Source organism: Rossellomorea aquimaris (assembly GCF_008180865.1).
GTDB classification, from domain to species: domain Bacteria; phylum Bacillota; class Bacilli; order Bacillales; family Bacillaceae_B; genus Rossellomorea; species Rossellomorea yichunensis.
The window spans coordinates 1,032,571-1,048,333 of sequence record NZ_VTEX01000002.1 but is presented as its reverse complement, the minus strand read 5'-3'; the positions used below and the strand labels follow the sequence as shown (position 1 = coordinate 1,048,333).

Here is a 15,763-nt window from a genome sequence, read left to right as displayed (position 1 = left end):
TTATGGTGGTGTGAGAGTATGCAATTTTTGACTGATCGATTGTTGAATGGAATGAATCCTGAGCAGGCAGAAGCTGTGAAGGCGACAGAAGGGCCGTTGCTGATCATGGCAGGGGCAGGCTCCGGTAAGACAAGAGTATTGACGCATCGAATAGCGTATCTGATGGTGGAAAAAGGGGTCAATCCTTATAATATTTTAGCGATTACCTTTACAAATAAAGCAGCGAGAGAGATGAAGGATCGTATTCATAACATACTGGGCGGTGCTTCTGATAACATCTGGATCTCGACCTTCCACAGCATGTGTGTCAGAATCCTGCGACGTGATATTGACCGGATCGGGATGAACCGTAATTTTACGATTCTTGATTCTACCGATCAGCAATCGGTGATCAAAGCGATTTTAAAAGAAAAAAATATTGATCCGAAAAAATTTGATCCCCGTTCGCTTTTGGGATCCATCAGCTCTGCGAAGAATGAGCTGACGACTCCCGAAGAATTATCCAAACAGGTAGGGGGATATTACGATCAAGTTGTCTCTGATGTGTACACAGAATATCAGAAGCGTTTACGTAAGAATCAGGCGTTGGATTTTGATGATCTCATCATGACGACGATTCAACTGTTTCAGCGTGTACCGGAAGTCCTGGAGTTCTATCAAAGGAAGTTCCAATACATCCATGTCGATGAGTATCAGGATACGAACAGAGCTCAATATATGCTCGTGAAACTGCTGGCTTCCCGCTTTCAGAACTTGTGTGTAGTCGGGGATTCCGATCAATCGATTTATCGCTGGCGCGGTGCGGACATTGCCAATATCCTTTCTTTTGAAAAGGATTATCCAAGAGCAACCGTTATTTTCCTTGAACAAAACTATCGTTCAACGAAGAGGATCCTGCAGGCGGCGAATGAAGTGATCCAAAAGAACTCGAATCGTAAACCGAAGAATCTTTGGACAGAAAATCATGATGGTGAAAAGATTTCGTATTTCAGAGCGGATACCGAGCAGACCGAAGCTCAATTTGTGACAGGTAAAATCAAAGAAATGACGGAAAGCGGTAAGAGGAAATATTCCGATTTCGCCATCCTTTATCGAACAAACGCCCAGTCCCGTGTGATGGAGGAAGTTCTTTTAAAATCAAATATTGAATACTCCATCGTCGGCGGCATCAAGTTCTATGACCGTAAAGAGATCAAAGACATATTAGCTTACCTGAGACTCATCTCGAATCCGGATGATGACATCAGCCTAATACGTGTCATTAATGTTCCGAAGCGGGGCGTAGGGGCAACCTCTGTAGACAAAATTGCCCGTTATGCACAGGATCATGATATTTCCATGTTCAGAACGTTGGAAGAAGCGGACTTTATCGGGCTCAGTCCGAAAATAACGAAAGCTGTCATAGAATTCAAGGAAATGGTGAAAGGCTATACGGCCATGCAGGAATATTTGTCCGTAACCGAGCTCGTAGAAGAAATACTGGAGAAATCCGGTTACATCGATATGTTAAAAGCAGAAAAGTCGATTGAGTCTCAAAGTCGCTTGGAGAACTTGGACGAGTTCCTGTCTGTAACCAAAAGCTTCGAGCAGTCCAACGATGACAAGAGTCTTGTCGCATTTTTAACGGATCTGGCATTGGTAGCGGACATTGATAAGCTTGATGAAGATGATCAGCCAAAAGACTCGGTCATTCTGATGACCCTTCATGCTGCAAAAGGTCTTGAGTTCCCTATCGTGTTCCTGATGGGGATGGAGGAAGGGGTTTTCCCACACAGTCGTTCCCTTATGGAAGAAGATGAGATGGAAGAAGAACGCCGTCTGGCTTATGTAGGGATCACCCGTGCAGAAGAACAGCTCTATTTAACAAATGCTCAAATGAGAATACTCTTCGGGCAAACGAAGATGAATCCTGTGTCCCGATTCATTCAGGAGATTCCAGCTGAATTGCTGGATGACGTGATGGCAGAGAAGAAGAGTGCCTTCACACCTTTAGGGAAATCAGCGAAAGCACCAACTCGTCCTGCCCCGCGTAAGCCTGTTTCACGACCGGTTCAAACGACAACCGGTGGTGAGTCTGTTGCATGGCAAGTAGGGGACAAAGCACAGCATAAGAAATGGGGTACAGGGACGGTTGTTAGTGTGAAAGGATCCGGAGACAGCGTAGAGCTCGACATTGCGTTCCCGAGTCCGATGGGAATCAAACGTCTGCTTGCCAAATTCGCTCCTATAGAAAAAGCGTAACAATCTAAAGTCGGGTGGGTAGTTCACTCCCGGCTTAAACTCAATCAATCTGAACACTTTAGCAAGAAAGGGTTGTGGAAATGGATCGACAATCAGCCGGAAAACGAATAAATGAACTACATGAACTGTTAAATCAGTATAACTATGAATATCATGTTCTTGATAAACCATCAGTTCCCGATTCTGAGTATGATCAGCTGCTGAGAGAACTCATCGAACTGGAAGATCAATTTCCTGATCTAAAAACATCCGATTCACCTTCTCAGCGTGTAGGAGGAGCGATATTGGACGCATTTGAAAAAGTGGAACATCGGACGCCGATGCTCAGCTTGGGGAATGCCTTCAATGAAGAGAATCTCCGGGACTTTGATCGTCGTGTCCGTCAAGCCATTGGAGATGATTTTTCCTATGTATGTGAGCTGAAGATCGATGGGCTGGCTGTTTCTCTTCGTTATGAAGACGGCGTCTTCGTTCAAGGGGCGACAAGGGGAGACGGATCGATAGGAGAAGATATTACATCGAACCTAAAGACCATCCGTTCCATTCCATTGAAGATTTCTGAAAAGATTTCCTTTGAAGTTCGTGGAGAAGCCTTTATGCCTAAAGGTTCCTTCGAAGCGTTAAATAAGATCAAAGATGAAAAAGGGGAAGAGCCTTTTGCCAATCCCCGCAATGCAGCGGCAGGTTCCCTCCGTCAGCTCGATCCTAAAATCGCAGCATCAAGAAATCTCGATCTCTTCTTATATGCATTAGCGGATGTTGGAGATACAGGGATCGACTCTCACAGTGTAGGGTTAGATAAATTAGAAAGTCTCGGATTTAAAACGAATCCTGAACGGAAGCAATGTGCGACAATTGAAGAAGTCATTGATTTTGTCGTCAAATGGACCGATCAACGTCCGAATCTGTCATATGACATTGACGGGATCGTGATTAAAGTCAATTCACTGGAGCAGCAGAAACAGCTCGGAACGACTGCGAAAAGTCCACGCTGGGCGATTGCATTCAAGTTCCCTGCTGAAGAAGTGGTAACTGTGTTAAAAGAGATTGAATTAAGCGTAGGCCGTACCGGGGTGGTGACACCGACAGCGATTTTGGAACCGGTCCGTGTCGCTGGTACAACCGTTCAACGCGCGTCCCTTCATAATGAAGATCTTATTAGAGAAAAAGATATTAAAATCGGCGATCATGTCGTTATAAAAAAAGCCGGTGATATCATCCCTGAAGTGGTTAACGTATTAGAAGATAAGAGGACGGGTGACGAACAGGAATTTCAAATGCCCACTCATTGTCCTGAATGTGAAAGTGATCTGGTCAGACTTGAAGGTGAAGTCGCCCTTCGCTGTATCAATCCTAAATGCCCTGCTCAGATCCGGGAAGGTCTGATTCACTTTGTATCCCGAAACGCCATGAACATCGATGGTCTCGGAGAAAAAGTGATCAGTCAGTTATTCAGGGAGAAATTGATTGAAGATGTGGCAGATTTATACCGTTTAGAGCGAGAGCAGCTTCTTCAACTGGAACGAATGGGTGAAAAATCCGCAGATAATCTATTGGATGCCATTCAAGCCTCAAAAACCAATTCTCTGGAAAAATTGCTCTTTGGACTTGGAATCCGTCATGTTGGAGCAAAAGCGGCGAAAACATTGGCTCAAGAGTTCGGATCAATGGACAAGTTAATGAACTTGGGCAAAGAAGAGCTGACCAATGTAAACGAAATCGGTGATAAAATGGCAGATGCCATTGTGGCCTACTTTGAAAATGATGAAGTGAAAGAACTGATCCAGGAATTGAAGGTTGCCGGTGTCAATCTTGAATACAAAGGACCGAAGCCGGTAGCTGCAAGTGAAGTCGACTCTTATTTTGCAGGGAAAACCATTGTGTTAACCGGAAAAATTGAACGATTAAGCAGAAATGAAGCAAAAGAAAAGATCGAATTGCTAGGTGGAAAAGTCACTGGCAGTGTCAGTAAGAAAACCGATCTTGTCATCGCAGGGGAAGAAGCGGGATCAAAACTTACGAAAGCAAATGAGTTGAACATCGAAGTATGGGACGAGGACAAGCTGATGGAAGAACTTAACCGATAAGAGGTGTAACCAGTAATGAAAAAAGGGATTTCGGTCGCTCTCTCCGCATTATTGTTATTAGGGGGCTGTGCTCCGACATTTGAGAAGCAGGATCAGGTCGTTCAGGAAAACCAAGATAGCGAAGCAAAAAAAGCGATCATTCCAAGCTTCCAGATATCCAAGGAATACTACAAGACGATGCTTCCGTATGAAACGAGTAAAACCCGTGGAGTCGTCGTCAATGATTTAGGATCAAGATATGATATCAATGAAATTGAAACGGGCTTGCTAAGGGTAGCCCAAAATCGCTTCTCAACGGATGAATACTTCTTCAAAGAGGGCCAATTCCTCACGAAGAAAACAGTTGATAGCTGGCTTCAACGAAAATATACAAGCGAACAGCTGGAAGAAAAAGGACTTCAAGAATCTGAGAATGTGGGGCTTAACCCTGTCCAGACAAAGGGTGAGAACGCACCAATCTACTTAGCCCATGTGATTGAACATAATTACTTAATGAAAAAAGAAGACAACAAGGTCCATCTGGGTGGAGTAGCAATCGCGCTGTCGTTGAATTCTGTTCAGTATGAAACCAATCTTTCATCTGGCACAAGAACAGTCAAAAACATTAGCAATGAAGCCTTAAAGGAACAAGGAGCGAGAATTGCCGACGAAGTCCTCAAACGTCTTCGTCAGAAAAAAGAACTTCAAAACGTTCCGATCATGATCTCGCTTTATAAACAGGCTCCAAAAGAACAGGTCGTCCCTGGCCATTTCTTCGCCTACACAACCGTTGAAGCAAACGAAAGCAGCATCCAAAACTGGGAAGGAATCAATGAAGATTTCTACTTATTCCCTTCTCCGGAAGCACAGGAGAATCATCCAAACGATTACAAAGTATTTAACGAGCTGAAAACGGATATCGAAAAATATTTTCCTGTTTACACGGGTCTGACGGGACAAGCACTATACCAAAACCAAAAGCTGTCCAATATGAAATTCGAGGTAGCACTGTCCTTCCAAGGAAAAGCTGAAACCATCGGATTTGCACAGCATCTTTCCGGCATGATCAGCAAGCAGACGCCAGACACCTGGGATGTGGAACTCCTCGTGTCATCGTCCTATGGACCGGAAGCTCTGATCGTGAAGAAGCCTGGAAGTAAAGAAACGTATTTGCACATTTATGAATAAAAGAGGAAAAGGACTAATCTTATAGGTTAGTTCTTTTTTTGTTGAGGGATAGGGCTGTAGAGGTGTCACAGAAATTAGTCGGATCCTGTAGAACGGTTCATAAAATGAAAAAAAGGTTGATAAATTTCAATAACGGTCGATAAACCTGATCCTCCCATCGTCATGTACTTCACGATATTTACAAAAAACGAAACCAAGTGTGACGGATATACGTAATGCATATATAGATTGAAGACAGGAAAGGGGAAAAGGCTGATGGAAATAATCGCATTTGTTTTAGCCGGAGGGGCTTTCTCGATTGTCATGATCCTTCTTGAACAAAACAAGAAATTAGAAAAGAGAGTGAAGAAATTGGAGGACAAAATGTAATCGGTAAAAAGCTTGGGGAATCTCAGGCTTTTTTGTTTGGCTTTTACAGAGAAATGACCTATCTGCATCAGCGACAATTAACCAGTTTCAAAAAGCCATCCATGAAATTTTCTATTCCCCACCGTCTCATCATGTATATGAATGTATCATTTGTTGCAAAATAATGATGCTAACGTTAGTGAAATAACTGTAATCTCGACGGATTTGTGAACAAAAAGTAACTTAATTTTATAAATTTTTATGAATAGATATAGCTAAAAAAGCGCTTTTATAAAAATATATGCACTTAATATAAATAATTATTCATATAGGTAAATGTATTTAGAAAATTCTGTCTGTTAACCTTGTGAATGTATGTTACTATTAATAACGTTGTGAACTTGTTACGGAACGTCGCTTCGCAGAATAAACTTTTTCAAACATTATTGAGTGAATAAGTTTACAACCCGTATGCATGGGGTAAAGAACTGTTGGACTTACAATTCGACATGTCTTTTAGCATGGTTCGAAAGTTAGATTAAGCACCTAACGAAAAGCAATACAAATTTATTGAAAGGAGAATGCTAACTACACAATGGATATAGCTACTTTAGTCACCTTTATCGTATATTTAGTTGGAATGCTCGCAATCGGTATTATTTCTTACAAATTAACAAGTAATTTATCGGATTACGTTCTTGGAGGACGTAGTTTAGGACCGGGGGTAGCAGCATTAAGTGCTGGTGCTTCAGATATGAGTTCATGGTTATTACTGGGACTGCCCGGCCTTGCTTATGCAATTGGTTTAGGGTCGATCTGGTTAAGTATTGGGTTAGTAATTGGTGCTTATTTAAACTGGAGATTCGTTGCTTCAAGACTACGCGCTTACACGGAGGTAGCAAACGATTCTATTACGGTTCCGGATTTCTTTGAAAATCGTTTTAGAGATGGTTCCCGTCTCCTTCGTGTCATTTCAGCAGTTATCATCTTGGTATTCTTTACCTTTTACACATCTTCAGGTCTTGTAGGCGGAGCGCTATTATTCCAGGAAACGTTCGGAATGTCTTACAATCAATCACTTTGGATTGGTGCAGCAGTAATCATTTCTTACACATTCCTTGGAGGATTCTTAGCAGTAAGTTGGACTGACTTCGTACAAGGTATTCTAATGTTCCTTGCATTGATCATTACACCAATCGTTGCGATCGCAGAGTTAGGTGGATGGAATGCTACAGTTGATGCCGTTCGTTCTGTAGACCCGGCGAATCTGGACACAATGAACACGATGACGGTTATGGGAGTCATTTCACTCCTTGCATGGGGACTTGGTTACTTCGGTCAGCCGCATATCATTACCCGCTTTATGGCACTTAAATCCACTAAAGATGTACCAAAGGCACGTTGGATTGGTATGAGCTGGATGACGTTATCAATGATTGGTGCTGTACTGGTCGGTTTCTCTGGTATCGCCTATTTCGCTGATATGCCATTAATCACAGGTGATGTTGATAATTCTGAGAAAGTATTCATCTTCTTTACAGATGTTCTATTTAACCCGTGGGTATCCGGAATTCTGTTAGCAGCGATTCTATCTGCTATCATGAGTACAATTGATTCCCAATTACTCGTTTCTTCCAGTGCACTAGCGGAGGATTTCTATAAAGCGATCATCCGTAAGAATGCTTCTGACAACGAGCTTGTATGGGTAGGTCGTATCGGAGTGCTTCTAATCGCATTCATCGCGATCGTGCTTGCCATTCAAGGTAACCCTGCCAATGGCGGCGGTACGAAGATTCTAGATCTGGTAAGTTACGCTTGGGGCGGATTCGGTGCCGCATTCGGACCAATCATCCTGTTGTCACTTTACTGGAAAGGTATGACACGAAACGGTGCTTTAGCTGGTATGATCACTGGTGCTATAACAGTCGTTGTTTGGAAACAGCTGACTGCAGCGGGAGTTATTCCATTCGAACTGTATGAAATTGTTCCAGGATTCTTCCTTGCTATGCTGGCAATCGTGATCTTCAGTAAGGTTGGACCACAACCAAGTGCTGAGATCCAAGCTGAATTCGACGAAGCAGTTGCCAAAGACATCGTAAAATAATGACAATATCGATAAGAGGTCCGTCCCTCGTCACTTAAAAGTGGCTGAGGGACGGACCTCTTTTTTGTTGTGCTTTATTTTTTTAAAGAAAGGAGAAATTGTGATGAATGTCCTCTTTGATAGTGTTACGAAATTTGTCGAAAGAAAATTATCAGAAAGTTGTTCCAAATTAAAATACTCTGTTATATAATACAAACATGCTAAATAATCTGTATTATAACAATAGTGATTTGTTTAATACTGCTAAGGAGTGATGGTGTTCAATGTCTACAAAAATGGTTGGTATCAAGGTAACTGGTGAACTTCAGCCAGGCTTTGATGAAATTTTATCCCAGAAAGCATTGCAGTTTCTAGAACAACTGGAGCGCCGATTCGGAGCAAAACGGAGAGAGCTGTTACACAACAGAGAGAAACTGCAGGAACGGATCAATGGAGGGGAACTTCCTCGCTTCTTAACTGAAACAGATTCGATTCGACAAAGTGAATGGAAAGTGAGTCCGATTCCTCAAGCCTTACAGGATAGAAGAGTAGAGATCACTGGACCTGTTGACCGGAAAATGGTCATTAACGCATTGAACTCAGGCGCAAAATGTTTCATGGCATGCTTTGAAGATGCCACTTCACCTACATGGACGAACCTCATTGAAGGACAAATCAACCTCAGAGATGCAGTACATCAAACAATTGACTTCACGAATCCGAATGGGAAGCGTTATGAATTAAACAAAGAACATGCCGTACTAATTGTTCGGCCCAGAGGATTACATCTGGAAGAGAAACATATCGAATTGGATGGGAAATCGATATCAGCAAGCCTTGTCGACTTTGGATTATTCTTTTTTCATAATGCAACTCATTTAACCTCAACGAACAAAGGCCCTTATTTCTACTTACCTAAATTAGAAAGTCACGAGGAAGCGCGCTTCTGGAATGACGTGTTTATATTTGCTCAGGAATATATCGGGATTCCTCAAGGAACGATCAAAGCAACGGTCCTGATTGAAACCATCACAGCGGCATTTGAAATGGATGAAATCCTTTATGAATTAAAGGAGCATTCGGCAGGATTGAACTGTGGAAGATGGGATTATATTTTCAGCTATATTAAAAAACTTAGGGAACAAAAAGATGTGATCCTGCCTGACCGTTCAACGGTGACGATGACAGCACCATTCATGAGATCGTATTCTTTGCTCACGATTAAGACCTGTCACAGGAGAGGTGCACCAGCAATTGGAGGAATGGCAGCTCAGATCCCTGTTAAAAATGATCCTGTTAAAAACGAAGAAGCGTTTAACAAGGTGAGAGCAGATAAAGAAAGAGAAGCGCGGGATGGTCATGATGGCACATGGGTAGCTCATCCTGGTCTCGTACCTGTTGCCATGGACGTTTTCAATCAGGAAATGAAACATGATAACCAAATTGCAGAGAAAACATTAGATGATTTGGAAGTGTCTGATCAGGATCTTCTTGAAGTTCCTCAAGGGACGATAACAGAAGAAGGTGTCCGATTAAACATTAACGTCGGTATTCAATATATATCTTCCTGGTTGAGCGGGCAAGGGGCAGCACCGATCCACAACTTAATGGAGGACGTGGCAACGGCTGAAATTTCCCGGGCTCAGTTATGGCAATGGATCCGTCATCCGAAAGGAATACTAGACGACGGGCGAAACATCACCATCGATCTCTATGAGCAGCTGAAGCAAGAAGAACTGACCAAACTCAAAAGCCAATTGGGAGAAGAACAGTACAAAAATCGCCGGTTCTCAGAAGCCGTCCAGCTATTCGATCAACTCATCCAGAACGAACAATTCACAGACTTCCTCACGATCCCGGGCTACCGAATCCTTTAGAGGGACGGACCTGCAAAAAGCATCGTCAAAGCAAAATAGGTTGTATACACAAGCCTGATTACTATATTTAATCACCTCTGCAGTGAATAGAGGGACGGACCTCAAACTAACTGCACATCGGATAAATACAACTTCACCAAAGAAATTCGCTTAATGCTTAGAATCAAAACCAAAAAAACAAAAGGGAGAGATTATTAATGGTAAAAGCAAATAACGAGCGCGTGAAAGCACTACAGGAGAATTGGGAGATGGATCAAAGATGGCAAGGGGTATCTCGACCTTATTCAGCTGAAGATGTCATCCGTTTAAGAGGTTCAATTGATATAGAGCATACTCTTGCCCGGCACGGATCTGAAAAGCTATGGAATCTTCTTCACAAAGAAGATTATATCAATGCACTTGGTGCCTTGACAGGAAACCAGGCTGTCCAACAAGTCAGAGCCGGTTTGAAAGCGATCTACTTAAGCGGATGGCAGGTAGCGGCGGATGCTAACCTTGCCGGGCAAATGTATCCCGATCAAAGTCTGTACCCGGCGAACTCTGTACCATCCGTCGTGAAAAGAATCAACCAGGCTCTTCAACGTGCTGATCAGGTTCACTATGTTGAAGGTGATGAATCGATCGATTGGTTTGTCCCGATTGTAGCCGATGCAGAAGCTGGCTTTGGAGGACAGCTTAATGTATTTGAACTCATGAAGGGTATGATCGAAGCGGGGGCTTCAGCCGTCCACTTTGAAGATCAGCTTTCTTCTGAGAAGAAGTGCGGACACTTGGGAGGTAAAGTATTACTGCCGACACAAACGTCAGTGAAGAATTTAATTTCAGCACGTCTGGCGGCAGATGTAATGGGTGTACCAACATTAATCGTAGCCCGTACAGATGCGAATGCCGCAGATTTAATTACGAGCGATGTTGATCCGTACGATGCGCAGTTCATTACAGGGGAACGCACTCCTGAAGGGTTCTTCCGTACAAGAGCGGGCTTGGATCAGGCGATTGCAAGGGGTTTGGCTTATGCTCCTTATGCAGATCTTGTGTGGTGTGAAACATCTGAACCGAGTCTTGAAGAAGCCCGTCAATTTGCTGAGGCGATTCATGCTGAACATCCAGGGAAATTATTGGCGTATAACTGCTCGCCATCCTTTAACTGGAAGAAGAAACTGGACGATGAAACGATCGCTAAGTTCCAAAAGGAGCTTGGGAAAATGGGCTATAAGTTCCAGTTTGTAACGCTTGCAGGATTCCACGCCCTGAACCATAGCATGTTCGAGCTTGCGAGAGGGTACAAAGAGCGCGGGATGGCTGCTTATTCCCAGCTTCAAGAAGCGGAATTCGCCAGCGAGAAATATGGCTATTCAGCTACGAGACATCAGCGCGAAGTAGGAACAGGCTATTTTGACGAAGTATCGATGGTGATTTCAGGTGGAACATCCTCTACGACAGCCCTTAAAGGTTCAACAGAGGCTGCTCAATTCTAAAAATTAAATGGCATAAAAATATAAATGAAGGTCCGTCCCTCGGGTGTTGCTATACCCCGAGGGACGGACCTTTCTTTAGGTGATCCGCAATGTAGTACTATCGATGCAAATTTGTGAATAGTTTAACTTTATAGAATTTATTTATAAATATACTATTGATTTTATTAATATACATACCTATAATTAGAGCTAATTTAAATTTAATCTGTGTGGTGATTAGTTATGAATGTTGGTATTGTTGGTAGTACGGGTTATGGTGGAGTGGAGTTGCATCGATTGTTATCAAATCATCCGAATGTAGATAATTGTATTTTGTATTCATCTTCATTGGATGGGGAACCATATGCAAATCAATATCCACACCTCTTTAACCTGTCACATGAAGTAGTGAATCCTATTAATATCGAGGAAATGAAGCAGCTTGATTTTGTTTTTTTGGCTGTTCCTTCCGGTGTATCGAAGGAATTATCCCATAAGCTTCTCGGTGAAAAGGCGAAAGTGATCGATCTTTCAGGGGACTTGCGTTTGAAGGAGCCTCAAGAATATGAAGAGTGGTACAAAGGGGAATCTGCATCTACAGATATTCTACAGAAAGCGGTGTATGGCCTCACAGAATGCAATCGACAATCCATTCAAGAGGCGGAACTGATCGCGAACCCAGGCTGCTTTCCGACAGCCACCCTACTGGGATTGGCTCCGCTTTTCCATCATGAGCTTATAGAACCCCATTCCATCATTATCGATGCCAAAACGGGATTATCGGGAGCAGGGAGAAAAGCGACTCAATCCAGTCACTTTTCAGAGACTCAGGAGAATCTACGAATCTATAAGGTTCATCAACACCAGCACACTCCTGAAATAGAGCAACAATTGCAGGAATGGAGCAGCGAAGCGGGACCGATTACCTTTACGACACACCTTATTCCCATGACCCGTGGGATTATGGCTACGATGTATACGGAATTGAAAAGCAAATACACCACTGCTCAGTTGCACAACATCTACCAGGACTATTACGAGAAACATCCTTTCATCAGGATTCGTCCTGTTGGCCAGTTCCCAAGTACAAAAGAAGTGTTCGGGACGAATTTCTGCGATATCGCGATAAAAGTGGATTCGCGGACGAATCGGGTCACGATTGTGTCTGTGATCGATAACTTGCTAAAAGGAGCTGCCGGCCAGGCGGTTCAAAATATGAATATCATGCTGGGGTTGGACGAAACGACAGGACTCTATCACTATCCAATTTATCCATAAGAGGGGGAGAATCAATGAAACTAGTAAAAGAAAAGGCTATTCAACACATAGCGGGAGGAACGATTCTTTCACCTCTCGGGTATAAGGCAGGGGGGATGCATACCGGTCTTCGATACGCTAAGAAAGACTTCGGGGTCATATACAGTGAAAAGCCTGCACAAGTCGGAGCGGTTTATACGCAAAGTCACTTTCAGGCTGCTCCCCTAAAGGTCACACAAGAAAGCATCTTGAAATCTCACACTCTGCAAGCGATTGTGGTGAACAGTGCGATCGCAAATGCCTGTACGGGTGAACAAGGATTAAAAGATGCATATCAAACAAGGGAGTGGACGGCCAAACGATTTCAAATTCCGGAAGAGTACGTAGCCGTTGCTTCGACAGGTGTCATTGGTGAGTGGCTTCCTATGGAGAAGATTGAAAAGGGCTGCAACGAAATCGAGGTCGATTCAACAGAGGAGAGTGCCCAATCTTTTCAACTGGCGATCCTAACGACGGATCTTATCGAAAAGACTTCATGCTATGAAGTGAAAATAGACGGAGAAACGGTCACGATCGGAGGATGTGCGAAGGGATCAGGCATGATTCATCCAAATATGGCGACGATGCTTGGATTCATTACAACGGATGCATCGATTTCATCCACCGTCCTGCAAAAAGCACTTAAAACAGCGATCGATCAATCCTTTAATCAAATCACTGTAGATGGAGAAACGTCTACGAATGATATGGTCATTGCGATGGCAAACGGGATGGTAGAGCATGACACATTGCATGAGAACCATCCTGATTGGAATCACTTTCAAGAGGGATTAATTCACGTATGTCAAGATCTGGCCAAACAGATTGCCCGGGATGGTGAAGGAGCAACCAAACTCGTAGAAGTGAACGTCACAGGTGCTCAGTCCAATCAAGACGCCAATATCTTGGCAAAAAAAATCGTCGGATCCAATTTAGTCAAAACGGCACTCTTTGGCAGGGATCCAAACTGGGGAAGGATCGTCGGTGCCATGGGACACAGTGAGGTGACGATTGAGCCCCATCAATGTGACATTTATATTGGAGAGACACTCGTGTTTTCGAATGGTACTCCTCAGCCATTCAATCAAGAAGGTGTAAGTCAGTATATGCAAGCTGAACATGTGATCATATCTGTCGGATTGCATGGAGGAGAAGGAAAAGGAAAAGCCTGGGGGTGCGATCTTACGTATGATTACGTCAAAATCAATGCAAGTTATCGAACATAAGCCAGTGATTGCAATCAAACTGGGAGGAAGTGTCCTTTCTAAGCTCTCATCCCTTTTCTATAAAAGTATAAAAGATCTTCAGCAACACTACCATGTAGTACTTGTTCACGGAGGAGGTCCTGAGATTACGGCTATGCTGAACAAACTGGCCATCGAATCCACCTTCATCAATGGCCATCGAAAAACCACCAAAAAGGTTTTTGGAGTCGTTGAACAAGTGCTGAAAGGCAAGGTGAATAGCGAGTTAACCCATCAACTCAATCTGGCAGGGATAAACGCAATCGGATTAAGCGGATACGATGCCCATTTGTTAAAGGCCAGCATCCTGGATGAAGGATCTCTAGGTTATGTAGGCAAAATTGAAGAAGTTAACCTCACCCTGTTAAATAATCTGCTTTCTCTGAACTACGTGCCTGTTATCGCTCCCCTAGCCACTACAAATAATGGTGAAAAGCTGAATGTGAATGCAGACCTGGCTGCATCAGCCATAGCAGAAGCCCTGGAAGTAGAGAAACTGGTCTTTGTCACAGACGTTCCCGGAATTTTAAAAGAAGGGGAAATTGTTTCACGTGTAACAAAGGAAGAGATCCTTAATTATATAGAAACCGGAATCATCCATGGCGGAATGATTCCAAAGGTGCAAGCAGCCCTGTCGGTTCTGCAGCTTAACATTAAAGAAGTAATGATCGTCGGGTGTCAGGACACAATCATTCAAGACGGAGAGATGCTGGGCACACGTATAACAGAAGGAGGAGGGGTCAAGGCAGTATGAGTCATTTATTTCCTACTTATAATCGGTTGGATATTGAATTGGTTTCAGGAAAAGGCACGGTTGTTCAAGATCAAAATGGGAAATCCTATTTGGATTTCATTTCAGGTATAGCGGTTTGTAATTTAGGTCACTCTCCTTATGTTGTTAAAGAGGCTCTTGAAAAACAGTTGGATAAACTTTGGCATGTATCCAATCTGTTTCCGATTACGCTACAGGAAGAAGCAGCTTCACTTCTTGCTTCCGCAAGTGGCTTGGACTCAGTCTTCTTTTGTAACAGTGGAGCTGAAGCGAACGAAGCAGCGATTAAGCTAGCCAAAAAGCATACGGGTAAAACGACGATCCTGACCTTCAAGCAATCATTTCATGGCCGGACCTTTGCGACCATGAGCGCAACGGGGCAGGAAAAGATTCATAGCGGCTTCGGTCCGTTGGTTCCAACCTTTGACTATCTTCCTTATAACGATGAACAGGCTCTATCGAACGTGGAAGGAAAAGACGTTGCGGCCATCATGGTGGAAGTGATTCAAGGGGAAGGAGGGGTGAACCCTGCTACTCTTTCCTTTTTACAGGCAGTAGAAACGTTGTGCAAGGAGATGGATGCTTTACTCATTGTCGATGAAGTCCAAACAGGGATCGGTCGTACGGGAGCTCCATTTGCTTATCAGCATTATTCCCTGCAACCGGATATCGTCACGACGGCTAAAGGACTGGGAAGTGGTTTCCCCGTAGGTGCGATGATTGGTAAAAAAAATCTTGTTTCCTCCTTTTCGCCAGGAACTCACGGGTCGACATTCGGAGGTAATCCATTAGCGATGGCAGCAGTGAAAGCGACTCTTGAAACGATTTTCGATAAAGTGTTCCTGCAAGAAGTGCAAAGTAAATCTGAGTACTTTATGCAGAAGCTGAAGAATCAACTACAGGAATGCCGGAGCGTAAAAGAGGTAAAAGGGATCGGATTTATGATAGGCATCCAATTGGATATGGAAGTAAAAGAAATCATCGATGAGCTGCGGAACAATGGATTATTGACTCTTCCGGCAGGTTCTCAAGTGATCCGTCTATTACCACCTTTAACGGTCACCTATGAAGAGCTGGATCAGGCACTTCACATACTGGGGGAAACGCTAAAACAACATCAATCAGCCCGTGTCTACTAATCTATTTTTCTTTTAGGAATGAATGTATAAAAATACCTTAATATAAATAAAA

Annotated in this window: 10 protein-coding genes; all 10 read left to right on the top strand. The window is 43.3% G+C overall.

Annotated features, from left to right (window positions below):
- Positions 1-18 precede the first annotated feature (18 nt).
- The 10 genes from pcrA (at position 19) to FZC88_RS12595 (ending at position 15,711) form a co-directional block, all read left to right on the top strand.
- Positions 19-2,241, top strand: a complete 2,223-nt coding sequence (gene pcrA, locus FZC88_RS12640) for a DNA helicase PcrA (RefSeq protein ID WP_148995106.1) — start codon at positions 19-21, stop codon at positions 2,239-2,241.
- A gap of 80 nt (positions 2,242-2,321) precedes the next feature.
- A complete protein-coding gene (gene ligA, locus FZC88_RS12635; protein WP_148995105.1) occupies positions 2,322-4,328 on the top strand; it encodes an NAD-dependent DNA ligase LigA in 2,007 nt (668 codons plus the stop codon).
- Positions 4,329-4,343: 15 nt separating this feature from the next.
- On the top strand, positions 4,344-5,495 hold the full coding sequence (locus FZC88_RS12630) for a CamS family sex pheromone protein (protein ID WP_148967207.1): 1,152 nt from the start codon (positions 4,344-4,346) through the stop codon (positions 5,493-5,495).
- Positions 5,496-6,438: 943 nt separating this feature from the next.
- Positions 6,439-7,947, top strand: a complete 1,509-nt coding sequence (putP, locus tag FZC88_RS12625; RefSeq protein ID WP_148995104.1) for a sodium/proline symporter PutP — start codon at positions 6,439-6,441, stop codon at positions 7,945-7,947.
- A gap of 263 nt (positions 7,948-8,210) precedes the next feature.
- On the top strand, positions 8,211-9,803 hold the full coding sequence (aceB, locus tag FZC88_RS12620) for a malate synthase A (RefSeq protein WP_148995103.1): 1,593 nt from the start codon (positions 8,211-8,213) through the stop codon (positions 9,801-9,803).
- 197 nt (positions 9,804-10,000) lie between these two features.
- Positions 10,001-11,281, top strand: a complete 1,281-nt coding sequence (aceA, locus tag FZC88_RS12615) for an isocitrate lyase (protein ID WP_148967210.1) — start codon at positions 10,001-10,003, stop codon at positions 11,279-11,281.
- A gap of 222 nt (positions 11,282-11,503) precedes the next feature.
- Complete coding sequence (gene argC, locus FZC88_RS12610; RefSeq protein WP_148995102.1) at positions 11,504-12,538, top strand: N-acetyl-gamma-glutamyl-phosphate reductase; 1,035 nt, start codon at positions 11,504-11,506, stop codon at positions 12,536-12,538.
- A 14-nt stretch (positions 12,539-12,552) separates the two neighbouring features.
- Positions 12,553-13,782 carry a bifunctional ornithine acetyltransferase/N-acetylglutamate synthase gene (gene argJ / locus FZC88_RS12605; protein WP_148995101.1) on the top strand — a complete coding sequence of 410 codons (1,230 nt, stop codon included), beginning with the start codon at positions 12,553-12,555 and terminating at the stop codon, positions 13,780-13,782.
- A complete protein-coding gene (argB, locus tag FZC88_RS12600) occupies positions 13,745-14,554 on the top strand; it encodes an acetylglutamate kinase (protein ID WP_262371846.1) in 810 nt (269 codons plus the stop codon). The genes argJ and argB overlap by 38 nt, the downstream gene beginning before the upstream one ends.
- A complete protein-coding gene (locus FZC88_RS12595; protein ID WP_148995100.1) occupies positions 14,551-15,711 on the top strand; it encodes an acetylornithine transaminase in 1,161 nt (386 codons plus the stop codon). Before argB ends, FZC88_RS12595 begins: the two co-directional genes overlap by 4 nt.
- The last annotated feature ends 52 nt before the right edge of the window (positions 15,712-15,763 follow it).